Raw genomic sequence first — 24,697 nt, forward strand, 5'->3', positions numbered from 1 at the left:
GCGTATCAAGTTTGGTTGGATGCTGGAAACAGTGGTACCGAAGCCGACTTTATTACTTCATTAAAAGGAGACACTGGAGCTGCGGGAACGAATGGAATCAATGGATCAGACGGGAAATCAGCCTATCAAGTTTGGTTAGAGGCTGGAAACAGTGGAACTGAAGCTGACTTTATTACTTCATTAAAAGGAGATACCGGAGCTGCGGGAACGAATGGAACGAACGGAGTAGACGGAAAATCTGCGTATCAAGTTTGGTTAGATGCAGGAAACAGTGGAACTGAAGCCGATTTTATCACTTCATTAAAAGGAGATACAGGAGCCGCGGGAACGAATGGAACCAATGGGACAGACGGAAAATCCGCCTATCAAGTTTGGTTAGATGCTGGAAACAGTGGAACTGAAGCCGACTTTATTACTTCATTAAAAGGAGATACCGGAGCTGCGGGAACGAATGGAGTAGACGGAAAATCAGCCTATCAAGTTTGGTTGGATGCTGGAAACAGTGGAACTGAAGCTGACTTTATCCTTTCTTTAAAAGGAGATACTGGAGCCGCAGGAACGAATGGAACCAACGGAGTAGACGGAAAATCAGCCTATCAAGTTTGGTTAGACGCTGGAAACAGTGGAACTGAAGCTGACTTTATCACTTCATTAAAAGGAGATACAGGAGCTGCAGGACAGGATACTACTTTATCAGGGGTGGGAAACCCTAATGGAACAGTTACAGGTGTTGCTGGTCAAGTTTATACGGATACAGCTTCAGGAATATTATATAAAACTAGTGATGGAATAACATGGAGTGTTGTAAATTCAGACACGCAAGATTTAAGTTTAAGTGGGAATACCATTAGTTTAGTAAACGGAGGAACTGTAGATATAGGAGCTTCTTCTTTAGCAGGAAATGTAGCAGGAAATAATACTTTAGCAACAACAAATCAAACAAATATTGCAAACATTAATTCTTACTTAGCAAGATTAAATAGTATAAGAGTTGTTAAGAACCCTACCAGCACCACAACTATTACTAATTCAGATGGTACAGTAATTATTGAACAAACAGGATTACTAAATCTCGGGTTAGGTGAAGATATAACAATACCAACTCCCAATAGTAGTAACCTAGGAAATAAATTGGTGATTGTAAACAGAGCAGGTAATGGCTTATTAATAGGACTTTCAGTAGCTTTAAATTTAAATATAATAGGAGGTGGCTCTATAAAAGGGTCTGGATTAAGTTCATTAGGTATATCCTTGTTAGGAATTAACTCTTCTATAACGATACAATGTGGTTTTGATGGAACCAATTACTATTGGTATAAAATTGATAGTACTTCTTTATAATAAGTTGATAATTATGAAAGAAAAAATAATATCATCAATAATTATGTGCTTTGTTATGACTGTTAAAGCTCAAGTAACAAGTATTGGATCTCTTTATGTTTCTGAAAATACATTGGTAAGTATTCATGAAGATGTACTTATAAATGATTATGGAGCAATTACAAATGATGGTGATTTGTACTTGTTTAAAAACTTTACAAATAATGGAAAGTTTAAGTTTTCTAATAACAAAATAACTGGGTTTACAAGTTTTGTAGGTAATGAAAATCAAGCTATTTCAGGTAGAGGAACCTCTAGTTTTATGTTTGTAGAATTCAATAATGAATTAGAGGGATTAGTTTTTAATTTAGGTAAAGAAATAGAAATAGTAGGAACTACATTTTTTGAAAACGGTATTTTGAAAGTTGAAGAAAATGGGATAGTTACTTATTTAAATGGAGCAACGAACATGGGGATAAGTAATAAAAGCTATGTGAATAATAAAGCACAAAAAATAGGAAACGAAAGTTTTACTTTTCCTGTAGGAGACTATAAGTCAAAAACTTTTATACCAAGAACGGTAACTATTTCTGCTCCTTCAGATCCAACTACAAAATTTTATGTCTGTTTTAATTGGGAAAAGGCAAACATTAATTTCGATAAAAAAGAAGAAGATATTGGTTTAATAGACATGAATGAGTTTTGGGAAATTCAAAACAAATCTAATAATGAGTTGATAAACTTAACTTTAACATGGAGTAATGTAACTACATCAGAAGATATTTATTCAGATCCAAGTAAAATAATGATAGTACGATGGAACGGAGAGAAATGGATAAGAGAAAGAAAAAATATTAGCATAAATGTTTCAGATAAAAGTATAACTGCCAGGGTTTCTGGTTACGGCATTTTTACATTGGCTTGTGAAGAAAAAAGAGGATCAATTGATCCTGTTATAGATTTTTCTACCTCTAACTCTTTTTCTCCCAATGACGATGGTGTTAATGATGAATTTGTAATCCCCGATTTAGCAGAGAAATACCCTAAATTTAAGATGAAAATATACAATAGGTATGGAAATGTAGTATATAATTATAGTAATAATAATGAGTTGAATCCAGTTTGGTGGAATGGAAAGTCACAAGGTAAATTAACATTAACTGGAGATACAGAAGTCATGCCAGCTGCAACTTATTGGTATGTAATAGATTTTAATGACGGAAAAACAAAGCCTTACCAAGGTTGGCTGTACTTAAATAAGTAGCTATATGAAAAAGAAAGCATATGTAATACTACTCATTTTATTAATAAACATAAGTAGTAAAGGTTTAGCTCAGCAAGATCCTCAATACACTCAATATATTTATAATATGGCAGTTATTAATCCTGCCTATGCAGGCAGTAAAGAAGGAATAAGTTTAGGGCTATTGGCACGGTCACAATGGGTAGGTGTTAGTGGAGCTCCAAAGACATTTAGTGGATTTGTACATAGTTCTGTAAGTAGAAAAGTTGGGTTGGGGTTATCTTTACTTCATGATAAAATAGGTCCCGTAAGTGAAACACATGCTTATGCCGATTTTTCTTTTACTATAAACACATCAGAAAAAGCCAAGTTAGCTTTTGGGTTAAAAGGAGGAGCAACTTTTCAACAAATAGGACTGTTAACGTTAAATCAAGTAGAATCGAATGATCCTAAGTTTAATCAGAACAGTAACAAAACACATCCTAATTTTGGAGTGGGAGCATTCTATTACCAAGAAAAATTTTATGTAGGAATTTCTATACCTAATTTACTAGAAACATTACATTTTGAAAGATCGAACGGGAAAATAACTAAAGCATCCGAAAAGATGCACAGTTTTTTAACAGCAGGATATGTGGTGGATTTAAAGAATAACTTTCAGTTAAAACCATCAACATTAGTTAAGTACGCAGATTCGACACCTTTGTCATTGGACTTATCATTAAATCTATTGTGGAATAATAAAGTGGAATTCGGAGTATCTCATAGGTTAGATGATTCATGGAGTGGAATAGTTAATTTTAAAATAAAGAAAAATCTACAAATAGGTTATGCGTATGATCATACTATATCTAACTTAGGAGAATTTAGTTCAGGGTCGCACGAGTTTTTACTATTATTCGATTTTAAATTAAGAGAAGATACTTATAAAAAACCAAGATTTTTTTAGAAAGTAATATGGGTGTTTAATTTTAACTTGTTTTAATTCAGTTGTTTGTGTTTTTTTTGTAGTGAGGTAAAAAACACTTGTATCAAAATTATAGTCATTAATACTTTGTATTATTACGTTCATAGTTTTTTTCAAAGAAAAAGGGAAATAAGAGTTTAACTTCGTTACCACTAACTAATTAAACTTTTAAATTATGGCAACTACTGCAACACAAAACCCAGTAATTAACCAACAAGGTTCAGCAGCTATAGATTCAGGTCAGTTTGCAACCTGGAATACAGCGAATGGTTCACAATCTACTCTTACTATTACAAATTCTAGTAGAGCTAATACACTAACTTTTACAATAGCAGGTGCGCCTGCAGGTGTTAATTGTTATGACAATGGAGCTGCTAAACCTGCTAATGGATTATTTAATATTCCGCCAAATTCACCATCTTATAGTGTGGTGTGTAATGGAGATTTTGCAGGTTCGCAAGTAACCGTTTCTAATATTACTAATGCTCAGAATGATGCAACTGCAGAAATTCAGGCACAAACTACACAAGGTTAATAAAAAAAAAGGATTGTATATAGTATGTACAATCCTTGCTTTTTTTGTATTAGCGAGTAATGCAGCATTTTCTCAAAGTATTACAAAATCCAAACTGGATACAATTGTGCTTTTAAAGAATGAATATGCTGTATTAGATACCAATAACGGGTCTCAATGTATTTGTTACATTAATAATATTAGTAAAGCTCAGCAAGCTACTGTTGTTAACACAGGAGATACTAATAATGTAAAATTTAATGACAGTACCTCGTTTAATGGTATTCATATTTTAAAGATTAGACAGCAGCTTATAGCTGTCGCTGATTTTAAAGGGAGTCAACTGATTGTATCCAATTTATCACCTTACGATGTAATAGTAATTGTATCTATTTTATGTCCTAAGGATGATTAGTTTATAATGTATCACGATGCTTTTTTAAGGGGGGGGTTCAATTCCTCAGTTTTGATACTCATACTTTATTGCACTACCAAGTTATTTTACACACATATTATTCTAATGCTATGGGTTCAACTCTACAAGATACTGAGGGTACTTTATTTAGTAATGTGAATTCTGGAGATCCGTTATTGTATATTAACGTAACACCAGAACTTAATGAATGGTCTGCCATAGTACTACCAGAAGATTCTACCTATAAAGAATCTACACTTACTTTATCAAAAGCAAAAAAACTTTCTGTTTATTTTCTTTTTGCTGAAAATGCTCCTGATGCTGAAAATATTACTAAATATATAAACGAAGTAAGAGCTTATTTACAAAAGTATAGAGAAAACTTTTCAAATAATATTACCACTGCTTGGTTGTTAGATGTAAATTCAAAACCAACCAATGAAAATGTTATTGCAATTAATTTTTATGTGAACTCTCAGAATGTAATTAAGGTTAGCCAAACTTTTAATTACACTATGGGAAATGGTTTTGCAACATTATCAATTAGAAATAATACAGAAGTATCTTTCATTCCAGAAGGTGCAGCTACACAAATACAATTAAATTACGATTTAAACAGTCCCAATATATCTTTTAACAGTAAAGAATTTGGAAGTGATACGTTGCTTAATAAAGACATATCTATAGCATTTACTCAATATAATTGTGGTGCATTTAGTTTTCCAATAGGATTTAATTTAGAAAGTGATTTTAAGGCCTTTTATTCAGAAACTTGTTATTACCATACAGAACCAACAGACAAGAGTATTGAAAAATATAGTTATCCTATTTTTAAACCTCAATCTGATGTAGAGTATGCAATGACCCAAGCGGCTATTGATCCTTTAGATATAGGAAATAAAAAAGGGTTAAATACCTATTTTGCGTTTACAGGAAGCATTTTTAATAGTACTTCAGGAAAATCGACACCTTGCTATTTACCTAGCTTTTTTTCAATAAATACAGGGCACTCTATTACTTTATGGCCAAAAGTTAATTTAATTGAAAACACGAATCCGTCTAACAATTTAACTCCATTACCTAATAGTTCCTTGTTACTTATTTCTCCCAGAGATATTAATGAAACAGAGCGATTTTACTTACAACCTGAGGGCGATTTTTTTCTAGACCCAGAATCAGATCAAGTAGATGAAAATGGACAATTTGACTTTCTACCAGGGTTGTCAGGAACAGAAACTATCTCTTTTACACCTTATTCCATTAAAGATGGAACTCCTGTAGGAGATGTATTACGATTTAAAAGTAAACAATCAGCTTACGCTCCAAATTTTCCTGCACAAGAACTTTCACTGGTAAACCCAGGAACCAATAGTCCAACTTTAGAAAATAAATATTTAACAGGATGGTGTAATATTATATCTGATGTAGCTGAGAATGTACAATATGTTTCTCAGCCTGAAGGCGCTTCTTTATTTGCTAAAGATCATGGAGTAAGCCAAGTTATTACGGGTAAATCTAATTTACTAGGCTTTTATGAACCTAGTGTAGATATGCCTCAACAAAATTTTTATGTTCCTATTGTTCCATACTTGGCAGTAGAAGCAGATTCTCAAAAACCAGGAAACGATAATTTAACTAGTTTTGAATCTGAAGTACTTAGTAAAGAACGAAAAACACTTATTGCAGCACAATTAACTACGCAAAGAGCATCAAAAAGTGTAAGCAAAAGAAAAAGACTTTTGAGTAACGTAGATGGTAGTTATACAAGTTCTACAACTCCGCAAGGATTAATAGCAAATGTAAATAATAATGGAGCTTGGAGTTTACTCAACTTAGGACAAAATGATATTCATCAGGGGGCTACACCTGAATATTTGTATCCTGAAAACCAGACACCAACTGACCCAGCCCAGTACCAGATGAGCTTTGTAAATCTATCCACTACATTACAGAGTGCTTTTTTAACCAATCAGCAGTTTTTAGTAGCAACTCAAAACAATCATTTGGGAGCATTATTTTCTAAAAGTGGAGAACAAGGGGGGCAGACTACATCAGAGGCTATATTTAATAACAAAATGTCAATTGAAGATTGGCCATTTGATATTAATGTAGGAACAACAAATACTTATGCTGATTATAATAACGTAGTTATTTTTAAATTTTGTAAAGGGACTTTATTAGATAGAGTTAAAAATCCAAAAACTTGGACTCAACCCAATACTTTCAATACAGAAGGAGTTGAAGATCCAGCCAATGCTTATCAACAGTTAATAGCTATTTCATCATGGATACAGAGTTATATAGAAGATGCTGAAAAAGCTTATCAATATGGTTTAGAACACCCAGAAAGTAATCAGGCAATTCTGTATGAAAAGTTCCATAATATTATAAACAATAAAGATTGGAACGGAATATTGGTGCTCAAAGCCGATATTGATTTACAAGAGTTTCCTCAACAATTAAAAGGATTGATCTCTGGTATTGACTTGACTAGATTTAATGCACATCATTTTGGAATAGAAGTCAATAAAGTAAATGCTGACGGTGAAATTCAAATGCAAAAAAAGAGTTCTCTATTTGGACTCATTAATTATCTAGACACAGCTTATCAGCAACAATTATTACAAGGGTTAAATACTAATAAGCCTGTACCTCCTTTAGCGGGAGCTACTTACGATTTTAAAGTACTTCAATTACAAGTTCTTTTTGAAAATACAGCGATAAAATTTTTCCAGAGTAAGGTGCAATTAACGATGAACAATTTATTTTCTGATACCGTTATAGGAACGAATAATAAATACGGTTCTAAAACTCTAAATACAGTAGTGCTTGATGGAACTTATCAAGATCATGATGGTACACCAGTGTATGTGTTTGAAAATACGGATGATAACTTATTTTATTTTGATAGCAACCTTCTTAAAAATGTAGAAATTACCAAAATTCAGTTTAATACATTAACAACCGATCCAAAAGCAACTTATATAGAATCTAGTTTTGCTATGTGGGGGTATTTAAACTATGCAGTAATGCAAACAACCACTCCTGAAACAAATGAAACTGAAGAAAAAACAATTATCATGGACGCTTTTTCTTTTGGTAATGGTACAGATACAGATATTATAGATGGTTTAAGTTATAGCAACTTATATATTGATATGGCTTTTGATATCAGTACACCAACAGTAGTAGATTACGCTTTTGATGCTTCAAAAATAGTATTTAACTCAGATCTTAGTACAACTAGACAGCTAAGTTTATACCCTAACTTTGCACTACAAATCAATAACCTTGTCAGTGGAGATAAGGATACCAAACCTTCTAGTTTAGGATATCTTAATTTAAGTTTGCCAGGAATCAATACTACTGGGCTTTCAGAAAATTGGTATGGACTAGAAATGACCTTAAATATGGGAACTCCCGGTGAATTAGCGGCGTCATTAGATTTTAATGCTAGTTTATTGATTGCATGGAGTCCAGGGAATAAAGCGACCGATACTTCCTATAACGCATTTGTAGGAATAAAACTCCCAGGAACCAGCAGTAATGCTAAACTTCTTAGTCTACAAGGAGTTTTAAAATTATCTATTGATACTTTAAAATTAGAATATGTAGAAGCTCAACAATCATATTTAATGACATTGAGTAAAATAGCATTGAAGTTTTTAGGAATTCTCAAACTACCACCAGGAGGAAGTACCAATTTTTTACTTTTTGGTAACCCAAACCCAGGAGCTACTGCCAAAAGTTTAGGATGGTATGCAGCATATAACAAAACAAAACCTTAAGCTATGGCAAGAGTACTCTATTGGAATATACAGCAGTTTGGTATTAATAAAATAAATAACCCAAGTAGAAAAAGGCAACGTGGAAGCTCTTTGTCAGGTCAAGCAGCATCTGTAAATAGAAGACAATATATTATGGATACTATTGTCGCCCATCCTCCAGATATTCTGGTAATAGTAGAGACTTCTACTGGAGGAGGAGCTGAAGGAACTCTTGTGACAGCAGGAGGTAGCCAAGGAGCTTTGGATTTATTAAATAGAATTAGAGCTGCACTTGGGGTAAACTGGATGCTAGTACCTCCTCTGATTCTTGGTGTAGGAGGTGTTTCAGAAGGAATATCTGTCTACTATAACAGTGCTAATCTTAATTTTAGTGGTCCGTGTGGTTGGCAAGGTGGAGGAAATTCGTCAGATTCTATAGCTAATATTGGAGCGCCAAATCTAGCGACCTACGCAGCTCCTTGGAACAATTGTTTACCTGCAGTAGCTGTTCCTGGAGGTAATATCAATGCAGGAATAAATTCTAATAGGTTAGCAGGGCAATGGCTTTTTACAGATAATGCAATGCCTCCGAATAGATTACAATTTCCTGGAGTTGGAAATCGACCACCATATTTAACAACATTTTGGGAGGCAGCTAATAATAGAACTATAAAATTATTGTCATATCATGCACCACCTAATAATGTAGCAGCAGCAAATGGTACAAATCAGCTTTCCAACGTAAGAGAAATAACAAATGATCTAAATGCAGACGAAGTAGGAATTATTGTAGGAGATTTTAATGTTAATATTTTCAATGCTTACTTTGAGCCTATAGCCTATAATAACCTCATTAGTTTTTTACCTGCAGGTGCAGGATATACTAGAGCCATAAATCCAACAGCTAATAACGGATGGCCAGATAAAGGGTATGTTTTTACACATATAAAAACTAGTAATAAAGCAAAACCTTGGTTTACGAATGGATATCCTGGATATGAATACGTTGGAAGTAATCCTAATTTTCAAGGCTATAATAGTATTGACAATATTTTAACTCGATATGGAGCTGCAGCAGGGGGACCCGCAGCAAACATAACCATAATTAATAGGGTTACTGGAAGCCCTTATAATAGGGTGATGCCAACTCCTGGAGGAGCTCCTGCAGGTCATTATGTATATGCTACAAATATGAGTCAAATACCAATTGGAGCACCAAATGCTGGATTACCTGTAGCGTTACCTCTTCCTCCTAATGGTCCGGGAGGAAATGGAGGGATAGCACCTGGAACTATTGGAGGCCTTAGCCAGTTTAAAGGATGGTCAAATTATGGTCATATAAGAAGTACCAGCGATCATCTTCCTTTAATTATAGATATATAACAATATATACACCTCGTATTATGAGTCTTTATAATTTAACAACCACTTTTAGAGATCAGGCAGCTGCTAATAATGGAAATATCACTATTAATGCTGCTACTTTTTCTGCTTCTCAATTAACACCTCCAGAAAACTTAGATGAGTTATTGTCTAAAGGATATCAGTTAGCTGAAGGAACTTTTTTATTGATAGATACGTCAGAAACATCTATTCCAGATCCAGCAGGGAATACATTGACCATAAGTAATGCTAAAGCAAACATTTTAAATGTAGAAAAAACTAATACAGATGTTATTTTAAAGGTTGTTGTTGATGAGAAAGGAGAAGCTCAGTTTACTATACAAATCGCATTAAGTGATTGGACTTTTAAGACTAGTTGGGAATATATGACAGGAGGTGTTTTTGATGGGTTACCTTATACTTCACCATCTTTTATGTTTAGTACAGAACAAAAGGATAATTTTAAATGGCAAAATTCAGACATCCCTTTAGTTGAAGGGCAGAATTTCTCTGCTATGATAACTCTTACAGATTGGTTAGCTGATGTTGTTGATTTTTTAACATCATGGTCGGTAAGTACAAAACTTCCTTTAACAGGGATGTTAGATCCATCAAAAGTAGATAATAAGGAGTATTTATATCCAGATATGAATCTTATTGTACCTATAAATGCTACTCCTGTATCTCTTTTGTTTTTAGAAGTAAGTAACCCTGCTGTAGGTTTCAAGATAGAATCTGTAGAGGATGTTGTAGAAGAAGATTCAGAATCAACAACAGAAATAAGTCAAACACCTTCTTTATTTTTTCAATTACAGTTGCATCTTGGGACAGATATTCAAATGGATTTCACTACTTCAGTTGCTCCAAAATCATCAGCTTTTGATATTGCAATATCGTCAGATCCTCAAAAACCACTTACGCCATTAAATATGTTCTCATTAATGGCTGGTAATAATTGGTTTAGTAATATTCCTCCAACATTGCAACAGTATTTAAATAGTATTGCATTCAAAGGGTTTACAACTTCCTTAAACTTTACTAATGGGGTACAAATAAATAGTGTTTCAGCACAAGTGGGGTCAGTTGGTACATGGAACCTCTTTGATAATTTTTCGGTTGAAGAGTTTGATGTAAATTGGTGGATATTAGGACCAGGAACAATCAATGCTCAGAGTATTTTTTTCACATCAAGAGTAAATTTTTTTCCAACCATATTCAAAGGAGGTTTTGATGTAGAAATTACTTCTGATCTTACTTTATCAGCAGCTTTTGATGGAACCGTTTCAATTAATGATTTATTAGCAGCCATAACAGGCGGTTTTATAAAAATACCAGAAAGTTTGGTAAGTGTAGTATTTACAGGGTTTGGTATTGATATGGATATCAATAGTAAATACTATGCATTTTTTGCATCAGGAGATATTGAAATGAACCTTATTACCAATATATCATTAACTGATGCAGCATTACAGCTTACCTCTACTTCTCCAGTAACAGGAACAGGTTCAAATGTATATACAGCTGCTATTAGTGGTCTTTTCTCTATAGGAGATTTAAGATTACAATCAGCAGTAAATTATAATTCTTCAACAGAAGATGGAGGGTGGGATTTAAGTATAAACATGCCTGCAGGTGACAAGTTAAACTTAGGACAATTGATGGACGGTTTGTTTAAAAAAGTGGGCTTTGAGTTGCCTACTAGTTTTTTACCAGCAGATTTGTCAATTACTAGTTTTGATTTAACCGCAGATATTCCAAATGGAGCAGAAAAAGGCTCTTATGAAGTTAAAACGAGTGTGGAGTGGAAGTTTACTTTCCCTATTATTAATCAGAAAATTGATATTGCAGCGGCGTTAGCCTTAAAATATGATGAAACCAAAGCAGCAGGAAAGCAATATTCTGGCGGTGTAATGGGAAGTGTTTTACTTGAATACTTTAATGCTGAAGTTAAAATTGGTTATAATTTTGATGGTGATGACCAATTATTAATGATTGAATGGGAAGGATTTATAGCGAAATATAATGTTGCAGGAGAAAGTAGAACGATCATTTTTGAGATTAAAAATTGGAGTGTAGGATCGTTACTTACCTCATTTATGAAAATGCTATTCGATCCTAACTTTGAATTAGATGCTCCTTGGGATATTCTCAATAAAATAAGTTTAGATGGATTTAAGGTTACTTATAATTTAGATACTAAGGAGGTAGTAGTAGATTATAAATTACCAAAAAGTCTTGATTTAATATTCATAACAATCAATGGTATTAAGCTAACAAAAAATGCACAAGGTGTTCAAATAGCATTTGATGGTAGTTCAGTAGTACCAGCTGTTAACGACAGTAATGTCTTTAATAAAGAAAAAGGACAAGATGTAAAAAATATGCCAGAGGTTCCTGGACAAGGAACGCAATATTTTGAGCTACGTTTATTAGCTATGGGGCAACATGTTGAGCTAAATAATGCAGCTCAATACCAATCAATAAAAGAAGTTACAGATGCTATGGAAAAAGCATTTGAAACTCCAGAAAAAGGCAAAGTACCTATTGGTCCTGGTTCAGGAAACTCGTTACTTTCATTTAATGAAAACTCCAATTGGTTAATAGGTACCGATTTTGGAATCCTTAATGTTGGTACCAAAGAAAAACCAGTTTGGACATTAGAAATGCAAGCCGTATTCAATGACCCTAACTTATATGGTTTACGAATTGCCATGGCAGGTGATAAAGCTAAAATTTTTGCAGGCTTAGATTTTGAGATTATGTATAAAAAAATCTCAGATGGAGTAGGAGTATACCAAATAGCACTTACACTACCAGACGCCTTGAGATATTTGCAGTTCGGAGCAGTTAATATTACACTTCCTTCTATTGCATTAGCCATTTATACTAATGGTGATTTTATGGTAGATATAGGATTTCCGTATAAACTTGACTTTTCAAGATCTTTTACCTTACAGGCTATTGTACCACCAGGAATTCCAGCAATGGGATCAGGAGGTTTTTACTTCGGAAAACTGAGCAGTGCTACTACCAAAAAAGTACCACAAACTAATTATGGTAATTTTAATCCAGTAATTGTTTTTGGAATAGGTTTACAGGTAGGTGTTGGTTATAGTATTAATTACGGAGTATTAAAAGCTGGATTTAGCATTACAATTTTTGGTATTTTAGAAGGGGTAATTGCTACATATCATCCATATCAAGGAACTCTTCAAGAGAATAATAAGACAGAAGTCGAAACTTCTTATTACTATTGGTTACAAGGAACTCTTGGGTTAATTGGTAAATTATATGGTTCTTTAGATTTTGGAATTATTTCGGCATCTGTAAATATAACAGTAAAAGTATATGCACAAGCAACTTTAGAAGCTTATAACAAAATGCCTCTGGCTATTGTAGCTTCAGTAGATGTACAAGTTTCAGCAAAAATAAACTTAGGGTTATTCTCTATTAAAATTAACTTTAGCTTCAAGGCAGAAATACGAACAGATCTTACCATTGGTACAGATCAAACAAGTATGGCTCCATGGAACAGACAACTTTCAGATTCTGTTGATGACAGAGCTTTGGTATATGCAGCAAAATCAAGCCAATTATCGGAGTTACCGATCAAAGACATGCATTACAGCTCTAAATTAATGGTAAGTACAGAAGAGAAGTCACCTACACTAAATATCTATTTTATTCCACATTTAACTGTTGCTGGATCAGAAAATGGGGATTTAAAGAGTCAAACAGCTCAGTATGTCACTTCACTTTGGATTGATGCTCCTGATGCAGAAAACCCAGATAGTACAGTTACTTCATCGTTTGAATATTTAAGTCAAGACTTTTTTAGATGGTTAATACAAAACTATGCAGATGAAACAGCTACAGAAAGTACGAGAGCTACGGCAGACGAATTAGCAGTTTCTGCGGCCGATTTACAGCTATTACTAGCTCTGTTGTCAAATGAAGATACTCCATTACCAATTCCTACAGATAAACTATTATCATTCCTTGAAGATACATTTGAAGCAGTGAACATTCAAAACGTTACAGAAAGTTCAAAACCTGAAACAGCAGCCGTATTCCCAATGTTTTTCGATTTAGAATTATCTGTTCCAGATGCAGGGGTTGATGTTGATTTTAGCACATATAATATGGCAACAGATGTGTATTTATCTGAAGTTAAAAAGTGGTTTAATGAATTAGCTGTAAAAGTATCTGAAGAAAATACAAACGCAGCTCTGAAAAAAAGTACCTCAGTAGAACATTCTTTATCAACATTTGTATTTGAAGACTACTTTGTACTTATAGGAAAACAACTTATAGGATACGCAGAAGATGCATTAAAAAATTACACATATCCATTATCTAAAGGTAACAGTCTAAATGCCATGGCAAACTGGGCTAATGGTATAAGCACTTCTGATGGAACAACCAATGCTGTTGAGGTAAGTAGCCTTTCTAAGGCCAACCAATCTCATCCTTTACATGGTGGAATTGATATTCAAATTACTGGAGTAATGTACACTATTCTTGATGGTGACAATTTTGTTTCTATCGGAGCTAAATACGCCCTAGAAACAGCATTACTGATTACACAAAATGCAGCCATTCCAGGATTATTACAAGTTCAAGAAATTACGTATGATGCCAAGACTTATACGGTAAAAGCGGCTGATACTATTAACGAGGTAGCTACAGGATTGCAAACTACCGTAGCAGATTTAGCGAATGATTCAAGCTTTCAGAAAAATACACTTTTAACTACAGAAGCAAACTTGATTATTGCTGCTGCAAATTATACAGCAAAAAGCGAAGATACCTTTACTAGTATAGCTAGTACCACATTTAATAATATTTCAGTAGATGATTTATTATTACAAAACCAATCTGTTCCAGGACTATTTATATCAGGTGATTCATTTGTTTATGATAGTATTACCTATGAAATTGTACCTGGAGATACCCTAATAGGGATTGCAAAAAAACTAAGTACTCCTACTAATACAGTAACAGTAAATGATCTTGCTAATGATGCAGAAGTTCAATCATTGCAAGTACAACCATTAGGGGTATTATTAATTCAACCTTTCATTCACACAACTGCTACTTTTAGTAATCCAGATGATGCAGAAACTTTAGGTAAAATAGCTCAAAAATATAACACAACCTCTGAGGTTTTAGGAACAAATTATCATAACCAACAAATCAATAATTTATTTTATGATTCAGATAATTACAGTACAGCAAACATACCAGAATTAAGATGCTTAGATGTACAAAGTATATTAGATTATTTCAAAGCAAAACAATCATATACACAATTATCAGGTATGGTATCGAGATACCAACTTCATGGAATGAGGTTGCCAACTACCTTACCAGGTTTAACACTCGATGCAAACTCTCCATGTACAGGTGATGATTGTGCATTATATCGATTAACTGGACAGCAATTTGAAATACCAAGTGATGTTAAAGAAGGGTTTACGATTAATTTAATCAACACTACATTAAGTTGGTTGCAATTTAACGGAGAAGTTCCTTCAGGAGATCCTAAAAAAGCGACACTACCAATACAGTTAACTCCAGAAGACATATCACAAATAGCTACTGTGGTTACTTATGCTCAACAAACAGGTATTGAGCCAGATATTTTAAAACTGGCAGCTATGAAGCCTTATAACTTAATTCCTGTTCAATATACATTTCAAACAGTTACCCAATGGAGTACCTCAGGAGAGGTAACCCTTCCTTATGGTAGTTTGGGAGGACAAACTGAAATATCTCCACTAATTTGGAATTTTCCATCAGGTCTTTTACAACAGATAGCCATACCTAAAAGAGCTGGCTCAGCTATGGATATTCAAATAGGAACATATAATGCCACAACTGGAGCAATGGATTATAAAAACTCTGAGTATTATGGATGGTCTACACTTTTAGAAATAGACATTAAAAAGCAGGCTGACGATACAGCCCCGGGTACAAGTGCATTTACTTATGAGTTAATAGGAGCGAATGAATCAGGAACACAGATTTTAGAAAGATTATTAAGAATTTTAGACCCTAATTCTTCTTCTAATAATCAAGGAGTAATTGAGGATATACAGTGGTTGTATGAAGGAAGTGATGGATTACTTTCTGTTGGAAATCTAAATATGAAAACATTTATAGTTCAATCTAACTTATCAACAGAAACAAATCCAGTACAATTAAAATCATTACAAAAAAGTCTTGAAATAGAAGAAGCTGAAAAACCTAATGGAGTTTTAAATTCATTATACGATTTTGTAAAACTGTTATGGGAGTGTAGTATTACAAGATCTGGAGGATACTATTTATTATACAACGAAATTGAAGGAAATACTGGTTTCCCTGATACTATTTTTGATAGTTCAGGAAATGGAACAATATCATTATTGGTTACTTATAGCAATTCATATAATAATATTCTTAAAGATTTTATGAACTGTGCTATAACGGGAGACAAAATTGATACGTCATCTTCTATCGTTTATGCAGAATCTAAAGCCCAAAAAGATTTAAGCTATACAACGACTTCAGCAAATGAAACGCTACAAAGCATTTCATCTCAATACAATATATTAATTAGTGAGCTCGCTAACTTCAATGAAACGGATGTAAAACTTAATACCTCAGCAAAACCAATTGTATTGGATGGATTGCAATATGAGGTTGGTCTTTCAACTGATACACCGTCTAATAATTTAACTGCTATTGCAGAATATTTTAATGTAAATCCAGATGACGTTAAGAGCCTTAACCCAAGTGTTGACAATTGGGATAGTTTACCTGTGTGGCAATTAGTAGAAATACCTACAGTTACTTATCAGATAACAACAGGAGAAGGTACACCAGGTAATACGATGCAGAGCATTGCTAATTATTATTTTATTGATGTTGATACATTATCTTTTATAATTAAAGATGCAGCTGTTTTTAATGTCAATACAACATTTGCTATAGTTGATCAGGTAGTACATAAAGTATCATCAATACAACAAGGTACAGCAGGTTTTGAGTTAAGTAGAACAAATCCGGGAACTCCTCCAGATAATCCAAGTGATGCTGGATATGCAGAAACCTATTTGAATAACTTATACAATTTATTAAGCTACCAAGTAGTTGCTAACAGATATTTTAACAAAAGTATTGTAGGCTTACCTTCAGGTCCATCGAATGATAAAGACCAAAATGAAGAGAATACTAATTCGCCTTGGACTTATAATCAAGTAATACCTATTGCACAGTATGCGGTTGATAACCCTAATAATTCTTACCCGGTAGGATTCCCTCAAAAAGAAGACAATCCATATAGAGGTATAGGTAACACATTACAAATACATTTTGATTGGGTTGATTATTACGGTAATGAAACGGTAACACCGTTTAGTAATCCAGAGTTGAATACAAAATCACCTCTTAATAATCCACCAGTGCAAGTAGGATACCTTGATGAATTAAAAGGGTTCTCACAATGGCCAAGTTTGTTTATCACTTATGATGTAACCTTAGAAAATGATACAAACCGAGAGTTGTTATTAAATTTCTCTTTTGATGTTACACGATATCAAAATACAGATGGTAAACCTTGCGTATCTGATCCTAATAATCCAGATGCACCAGAGTATCAAAAAAATGCATTACACGACTTAGCTGTATATACCAACATATACTATCAAATTAATCAATTTAATCCTTATGTAGAAGATCAAAATACGGTTACACTTTCATTAAGCACTTCATTGCTACCAGGAATTGAAACAGATGTAGACTTAGCACCAATCAATAATTTTGTAAAAGAAATTTACGCTTATTTATATGCTATTGCTTACTGTCAATCGGTTCCTACAGCTCCAACAATGAGTTCAATAAAACAACCAATTGCAATAGAAAACTTGGAAACAGCTTCTATTTTTGAGTTAACAGTGGCATTACGTATGGAAAGAGATCTTTCTTTTGTTAACAACGATTTCAAAGATAGCCCATCGGTTACTTCAACCAATACAGTTGTTCAGCCAAATACTTATGTTCCTAATCTTGAACAAGAAAATAGTACAGGTGAGAAAGTTCAAAATCATTCATTAACAAAATTTGCGGTCAATTTTGAAAAAACATTCTATCAAGAAAATGAATACGTACTTAAAATAGCTACAGGTATAGATAAAGAGTTGGTTGGAAGTCAGAAAAATGAAGCTATTTACATTGTAAGAATGGGACTAAAACCAGGCAATGGTATTTATTGGAATGTTGAGCCAGCAGGTTCTTATGAACTTACAAACGATTCAATTTCTAAACTATCAAATCTAGGAGTTCCTAGTTCTGTAGTAGATAAGATTACTCCGTTAGTAGGAACTATATATATGAGTAAAGCTAGTTTTGATGAAGCGTTACAAGGAGTTCTTACCCAAGAAGAGTTTACCACATATAAGATACAGATCTATATTTATAGTTTATTAAATGCATCTTTTTATGCGCCTTTACCAATTTCCACTAGCTTAGTATCTAAAAAGGATGTTCCAATATGTTCTTATTTAACAGGTAAAGGGCTAGATTGTGAAAAAGGTACAGTAAAGAACTTTACGGATGTAGATATGGATATTTGGGGAAAACAATGTTTAGATGCAATTGACCTTTTCTTAAGTTCAGAATATGCAGTGCCAGCATTTTTGGTAGATGAATTAAAATCTGAAGAAGAAAAAGAGTTTTTAAAATCTTTAAATAGTGATGCTACATCTTACCTTGAAGCCATAACCAAAGCTAAATCATTACTGGCAGAAACTATTTCAACTAAGGTAGAGCCAATTCTTACAGCACCAGAAGTAAATGAAACAAGAAAATTAAATGCTCAAGAAAAGTTTAAACAACAACTACTTATTCAGTTAGGAAATACTTATTCTGTTAATGCAGTGGTACAAATGGAAGTTACTGCCGAATCAGGAATAGCAAGAGAAGGTCAAAATCAGATAGCTCCTCGTTTATATGGTACTCCAAGTATTGTTAGTAGTACAGAAGGAGATAGTAAACTGTATTCCATTTCTAATGCCAAAATACAGTTAGATTACGAAGATGGAGAAAAAACATCTGATATATCTTTTATCTTTTCTACTAAAAACACAAAAGAGTTTACGACAGTGCCTCTAGGAATGGATTATCAAATTACTCATGTTGAATTTGATATTACAGATGTGCCAGATGTAAAAGGATATCAAGCATCAAAATGGTTAACATTTATAGTGCCTGTTAATTTAGCTGAAACAGTAGAACCTGATTTTGATAAATCTCCATTACAGCAGTCTTTAGGTACTGTAGATATTCCTATAGTTCTTCGTAATTATCCAAAACCACCAACGCTAACAACTCAAGAAGGTAAAGCAGTGTCAGTAGTAGGTGATACAACGAAAGAAGTTCTAGAGAAAGCTTCAGAATGGAATTTCACGTACACTTATTCTGAAGATCAAGCAGCACAAGACCAAATTTATTCTGATGTTAGGTTTAATACTTTTGATAGTCAGGATAATAACCTACAAGCTAAACGTGGTAGTACACGTAATCTATTCAACGATATGGCTCAAATGGTAAACGTATGGTCATCAGTATTAAATGATATGACTAAATATTTAACCCTAATATCTCCTACATCTGATGAGACTGATCCAAATCTTGACAAAGCATTTTATGCAATGCAAGCTATGGTGCAGTTAACTAATAATTTATCATTAGCTTGGGATGAACATAATAAAAAAGCAATGCTTTATAAAGCTTCTCAAGTGGGGGATACAGAAACTACAAGTGCTTATAATTTTATCATACAACAAAAAGAAGATCCACATTTTACTACTACTTGTGATTGCCAAGGAGGTGAAGAGTGTAAGCGTTTGGTAGTAAGTATAGTGCTTCCTCAAGATATGTCTGAAATAGACAAGCAGTTGTTTATGAATGAATTTAAGCTGGCGGAGATTCCTAGTGCTCCATTAATTAACATAAATAATTATACAAGAGTACAAGCAACGGATGAATCTGGAGCACCAATTGAAAATTCGTATTGGTACGTAAAAGACCCTAAAGCCAAGGTAAAGGAGTATTTAGGATATCCTTGTTCTTTTGAAATACCAAATAGAACAGTTGAGGTAAACGGACTAAATGTATTACAGTTCCAAAATACATGGGCAGGAATTGCAGTAATTAGAAATGAAGGATTGGTGGAAGACAACCCTACAAATCCTAAGTTTATTTACAGAACTCCTTTAATTAGATTTTCTAATAAACTAATACCGTTGTTAAGTAATAATACTAAAATTAATATAGCTAAAATCTTAGATGAGAATGGAAGCAGTATGTCTTTGTCAGAACATTTGGCAACATTCTTTAAAACATTCTTTACGTACGATCAATTACATCAACAAACAATTAAGGTAACAAGTTATTGGAATTACTATTTACAAGAAACAGCTAAAAGTGATTTACCACCGGTTCAATTACCAGTACTATTATACACACCTTTTTCTTTTAAAATTCCAGAAGATTATACAATACCGACTGCGGGATGTTCAGAAGAAATTACTTCTGATACACCTTTTGTATGTCAGTTAGCAAAAGCACTAGAAAAATGGTATGAAGATAAAAAACCAACAACAACAGAAGCCTATTTTTCATTTGATTTGTCAGTATTCTCTGAAGTAACCGAAACTCAGCTACCACTAATACAATTATCAAATTTAGTATTACCTTATAAGTACATAAAAAACTTATAAGAAAAGTATTTTAAAAACATGTAGATAAAAGAAAAGCGGACGAAAGTCCGCTTTTAAAATTTAACAAAGCTCTTGTTTGCAATCATAAAAACAAGCACTAAACTCTTCTTTAGTCTGAAAGTTTTGAGATTTACAATAATCAAAGCACACTCTACATGTTGGTAATGCACCACCTAGAACAAGTTTTTGTTCTTTTTTTGTTAATGTCAATCCTAAGGTTGAAATGTGTTGTAACATAATTAGTTGTTTTAAATTTCTTAAAAATAGGATATTAGTACTCTTTAAACTTTTTAAAAACCGTAAAATAAGTAAGGCTTTCCCTTTTTTATATTTATATAAAAAAGGGCTAAAATTTAGTATTAATATAATTTATAATTAGTTAACAATCCTTAGTTATATGGTAGGTTGGAATATTAACATTTAGGTAATCAAAACTTAATTTTACTATGGTTAATCTGTGTTTTCTCTAAAGTAGTTTTGCCGGTTATAAAAGATGAAATTGTTTGGTATGAGGTTGTTTTTTTTCTTTTTTTTAATTGTTACTACAAGTCTTAGTCAATCGTTAAAATTTAAAACATTAACTACAAAAGATGGACTCTCCAATAACTCAGTAAATGATATTATAAGTGATGTTAAAGGACGACTATGGATTGCCACTTGGGATGGACTTAATCGTTATGATGGTAAAGATTTTAAAGTTTTCAAACATATAAATAACGACTCAACTTCTCTTGCAGGGAATGTAATTTATAGTCTACAAAGAGATGGGACTAAAACAATTTGGTGTTTAACAGATAATAATACCGTAAGTAGGTTTGTAAATCAATCAATCTTTCAAAACTTTTATTTTTCTGAAACGCCTGTAAACCTAAAGCTATCAAAGAAAAATAACCTTGTAGTAGAAACTAAAAGCGGACAATATTTAGAGTTTGATGGAATGAGTTTCCTGAAGGTAAACGAAACACAAGTAAAAACAAACAAACAACTAATTAATGATCAATTATTACTTAACAAGTTTCCTGAAGTAATTATTAATGAATCTTATCAAGACAGAAAAGGAAATATATGGTATGCAACAAGAAAAAGTGGGCTTTATGTAATAAGAAATAATCAGGTAGATATTCACGAAACAAAAATAGAGCACTATACCTACGATTTATATAACCCTTACAGTTTTACAGGAAATGAAATTGAAAAAATTTATGAAGACAGCTTTGGTAACATCTGGTTAGGTCATAAAGATGGAGGATTAAGTATGGCTTACGTTGGGTCTGAACATATAAACACTATTGCTCCCCATCCTGTAGAATATAGGCATTTGCCTAATGAAACTGTAAGAGCTATAACAATGGACAACGATAATAATCTTTGGTTAGGTTATTATACCAAAGGATTATATAACTATAGTAAATCAGACAAATGTTTTATTAAAAAACGATTAGAGAAAGCAAAAGAAAATAAAGATTGGGAAAGAATACGTAGTTTATATACAGCTACAGACGGTTCTATTTGGGTTGGTACTTATGCAGGACTAATTCACATAAATAAAACAAAAGTGTCTTATTACGCAGCAAAAGAGAATCCTTTACTACCAGCAAATAGGATTTATGCAATGACAGAAACTAACGATGGTAGAATTTGGTTTGCTTGTTGGGGAGGAATTGCAGTGTTCAACACAAAAAAAAATAAGTTTGAAAATGTTGAAGGAAGCGAGTTTTTAAAAGCATATCATATTCGAGACGTTTTTGTTAATGGTGAAGAACTGGCTTTAGCAACAGAAAATAATGGAATGATCCTATTTAATAGGAATAATGGAGAAAAACATCACCTTACTACAGAAAATGGTTTAACAGGTAATAGTGCATATAGTATTGATAAAGATGAAGAAACAGGGTTGTATTGGATAGCAACTTTGGGGGGAGTAACAGTTTTTGATCGTAAAAAAGGAGTAGTAAAAACTATTTCAGAGAAAGAAAACTTACCAAGCCATATGGTTTACAGTGTAATTCTTAAAGGAAAACACATATGGGTGAGTACAACTAAAGGTCTTGCTTCAATAAATAGAAAAAACTATAAAGTAAATGTCTTACATCCAGAAGAAGGATGGCAAGCTCCAGAGTTTTCAGAAGGAGCTTATTATAAAGATAACAAGGGGGTGTTGTATTTTGGTGGTATTAATGGAGTTAATTACTTCGCTCCTGAATTAATAGAGTTTAATAAGAATCTCCCTCAATTAGTTGTAGAAATAGATGGGGTAGAAAATAATAATAGTGTAGTAGAAAAAACATTTTCAGAAAATAATATCAGCCTAGGTATAACTCCTGTATCCTACCGAAAAAATCATGAAAATTTAATTTTATATAAGTTGAAAGGCTTTGATAAAGATTGGAGAGTGTATAGAACAACCCCTATTTTATATAAGAAAATACCACCTGGAGAATATGTTTTAGAAGTGAAAAATAGTTTAAGTGCTTCTAAAACAAATATATTTTCTATAAAAATAGTAATAGCCCCACCCTTTTATAAAACCTCTTGGTTTGCATGGAGTTTAGCATCAGGAGGGGTAATTATACTCATTTTAGGTTTAGGGTATAAAGTTCGTAAAGATAAAATTTACCAAGAAAAACTTAAACAAAAAATTAATGAACGAACAGCTATAATTAATAAGCAGAAGAAAGACTTAATAAAAGCTAATGTAAAGCTCGAAGATCAAAACCGAAAAATTATCAAACAAAAAGAAGAAGTACTGGCTTTACATCACAAATTAAAAAACGAAGATTTTGAAATAGATAAATTTAAAACGTTTGTATTGGCAGAGTTTAAAAAGCCATTAATGCAAATGCTACAATATAGTCAGCAAAATAACATTCCAAATGAAATACAAACAAAATTAGTTAGTCAAGCGAAAACCATGATAGATGTATTAACGGAGTGGGATTTTTTAGAACAAGTAAACCGAATAAACACTACAGAAAAATCGGTAATAAAAATCAATACATTCTTACATCATTTAACCCAAAATTTAGAACGAAAATTACTACAATCAGGAATAAATCTTAGCTATCAAACCCAAGTAGAAGACAAGTGGATAACTATTGATTTACTTCGTTTTAAACTTTTTTATAAATATATTTTCAATGACTTTATAAAGTATAGTAATCAAGGTAGTAACATACAAATAACCTATACCGAAAAAGAAAACAAACTAATACTAAAAGTAAATTCTGATAGTGGTATTTTAGTTAATAATATAAAAAGTTTACAACGCTATAGTCCTTATTTTAAAGCAGCGAAAGATTTACTATTAGAATTAAATGGAAAGTTGGATATAAATAATTCTGAAGAAGGAATTATTTCAATAAAAGTAGAAGTACCCTTTCACAAAGTAACCTCAGAAAAAGCCTCAATGATACAGTGGAATCATATAGGGATGATAAATGAGCTCCCACAAGGCAAACATAAAGTGTTGGTATTGACTAGTGAAATGAACTATGGGATATTACAATCATTATTGGGAGAAGAAACTTATCATTTAATATTTGAAAACAATGTAGATAAATTATTTTCAGCACTTTCAAGTCTCAATGTAGATACTATAGTTTTTTATGATGTAAAACTTACAAATAAAGTAGTACAGTTCTTAGAAAACCGTAAAGAAAATATAAAACTATCTAACTGTCCTATATTATACCTATCAGAAGAAATTGGATACTTTCAAATGGAAGAAGTTACTAAATTAGGAATAGATGTTACCATTCAGCTTCCAGTAAGTAAAACTTTTTTGCAAGCAAAGCTAACCAACTTACTAAGCAGCAGAAAAAAACTATTTGAAACAGAAAGTCACATCGGTTGGATTGAGAATCATAAAGACGAGCAATTACTATCACCAAACGAAAAGCTAGTAAAAAAGGCACTTACTTATATGCATGAATGCTTGCACGATCATACTTTTAATATTGAAAGTCTTCAAGAAAAATTAGAAATATCTAAAGTAAAATGCTACCGTGTTTTTAAAGAAATACTCAAACAATCTCCTTCAGAAGTGTTAATTAATCTAAGACTTCAAAAAGCACAACACCTATTAGGTCAAAATGTATTAAACATTTCAGAAATTAGTTTTGAGTGCGGTTTTGCCAATCCAAAATACTTTAGCAGGCAATTTAAAAAGCATTTTAATATGAGTCCTAAAGCTTACAAAGAACAAAAAGTAGTAGCATAAAAGTTAGCTTCAGATTAGGCTAATGTTAGCAGAAGGTTACTGAAACAAAAGTGTAAGAATTAAGGTGTTTTTATGAGGCTTTTTGAAATATAAGTACTCCTTT

9 protein-coding genes and 1 pseudogene are annotated in these 24,697 nt (G+C 32.7%); 9 read left to right on the top strand and 1 reads right to left on the bottom strand.

Going from position 1 to position 24,697, the window contains the following annotated elements; all coding sequences use genetic code 11:
- The 8 genes and pseudogenes from ABHQ57_RS15365 to ABHQ57_RS15400 all read left to right on the top strand — a co-directional run.
- Positions 1-1,341: pseudogene (locus ABHQ57_RS15365) on the top strand (hypothetical protein); the annotation flags it as partial.
- Between the two features lie 13 nt (positions 1,342-1,354).
- Complete coding sequence (locus ABHQ57_RS15370) at positions 1,355-2,584, top strand: gliding motility-associated C-terminal domain-containing protein (protein ID WP_167714168.1); 1,230 nt, start codon at positions 1,355-1,357, stop codon at positions 2,582-2,584.
- Between the two features lie 4 nt (positions 2,585-2,588).
- The gene (locus ABHQ57_RS15375) at positions 2,589-3,512 is read left to right on the top strand and encodes a type IX secretion system membrane protein PorP/SprF (protein WP_047790761.1); all 924 of its coding nucleotides are present in this window, start codon (positions 2,589-2,591) and stop codon (positions 3,510-3,512) included.
- A gap of 193 nt (positions 3,513-3,705) precedes the next feature.
- A complete protein-coding gene (locus ABHQ57_RS15380) occupies positions 3,706-4,065 on the top strand; it encodes a hypothetical protein (protein WP_047790760.1) in 360 nt (119 codons plus the stop codon).
- Entirely contained in the window at positions 4,022-4,459 is a 438-nt protein-coding gene (locus ABHQ57_RS15385; protein ID WP_073184917.1) for a hypothetical protein, read from the top strand. The genes ABHQ57_RS15380 and ABHQ57_RS15385 overlap by 44 nt, the downstream gene beginning before the upstream one ends.
- A gap of 110 nt (positions 4,460-4,569) precedes the next feature.
- Positions 4,570-8,247, top strand: a complete 3,678-nt coding sequence (locus tag ABHQ57_RS15390) for a hypothetical protein (protein ID WP_167714167.1) — start codon at positions 4,570-4,572, stop codon at positions 8,245-8,247.
- A 3-nt stretch (positions 8,248-8,250) separates the two neighbouring features.
- Positions 8,251-9,609 (top strand): endonuclease/exonuclease/phosphatase family protein, encoded by a 1,359-nt coding sequence (locus ABHQ57_RS15395; RefSeq protein ID WP_167714166.1) that lies wholly within the window; start codon positions 8,251-8,253, stop codon positions 9,607-9,609.
- 20 nt (positions 9,610-9,629) lie between these two features.
- Positions 9,630-20,375, top strand: a complete 10,746-nt coding sequence (locus ABHQ57_RS15400) for a hypothetical protein (RefSeq protein ID WP_389864154.1) — start codon at positions 9,630-9,632, stop codon at positions 20,373-20,375.
- A gap of 60 nt (positions 20,376-20,435) precedes the next feature.
- On the opposite strand, the gene ABHQ57_RS15405 is transcribed toward ABHQ57_RS15400, so the two are convergent.
- Positions 20,436-20,612, bottom strand: coding sequence for a hypothetical protein (locus tag ABHQ57_RS15405; protein WP_159432126.1), 177 nt, complete (start codon positions 20,610-20,612; stop codon positions 20,436-20,438).
- 271 nt (positions 20,613-20,883) lie between these two features.
- Here ABHQ57_RS15405 and ABHQ57_RS15410 point away from each other — a divergent pair, with 271 nt between their 5' ends.
- On the top strand, positions 20,884-24,594 hold the full coding sequence (locus ABHQ57_RS15410; protein WP_167714164.1) for a two-component regulator propeller domain-containing protein: 3,711 nt from the start codon (positions 20,884-20,886) through the stop codon (positions 24,592-24,594).
- Positions 24,595-24,697: the final 103 nt, after the last annotated feature.

The organism is Tenacibaculum sp. ZH5_bin.1, assembly GCF_042865525.1.
Lineage (GTDB): Bacteria > Bacteroidota > Bacteroidia > Flavobacteriales > Flavobacteriaceae > Polaribacter > Polaribacter mesophilus.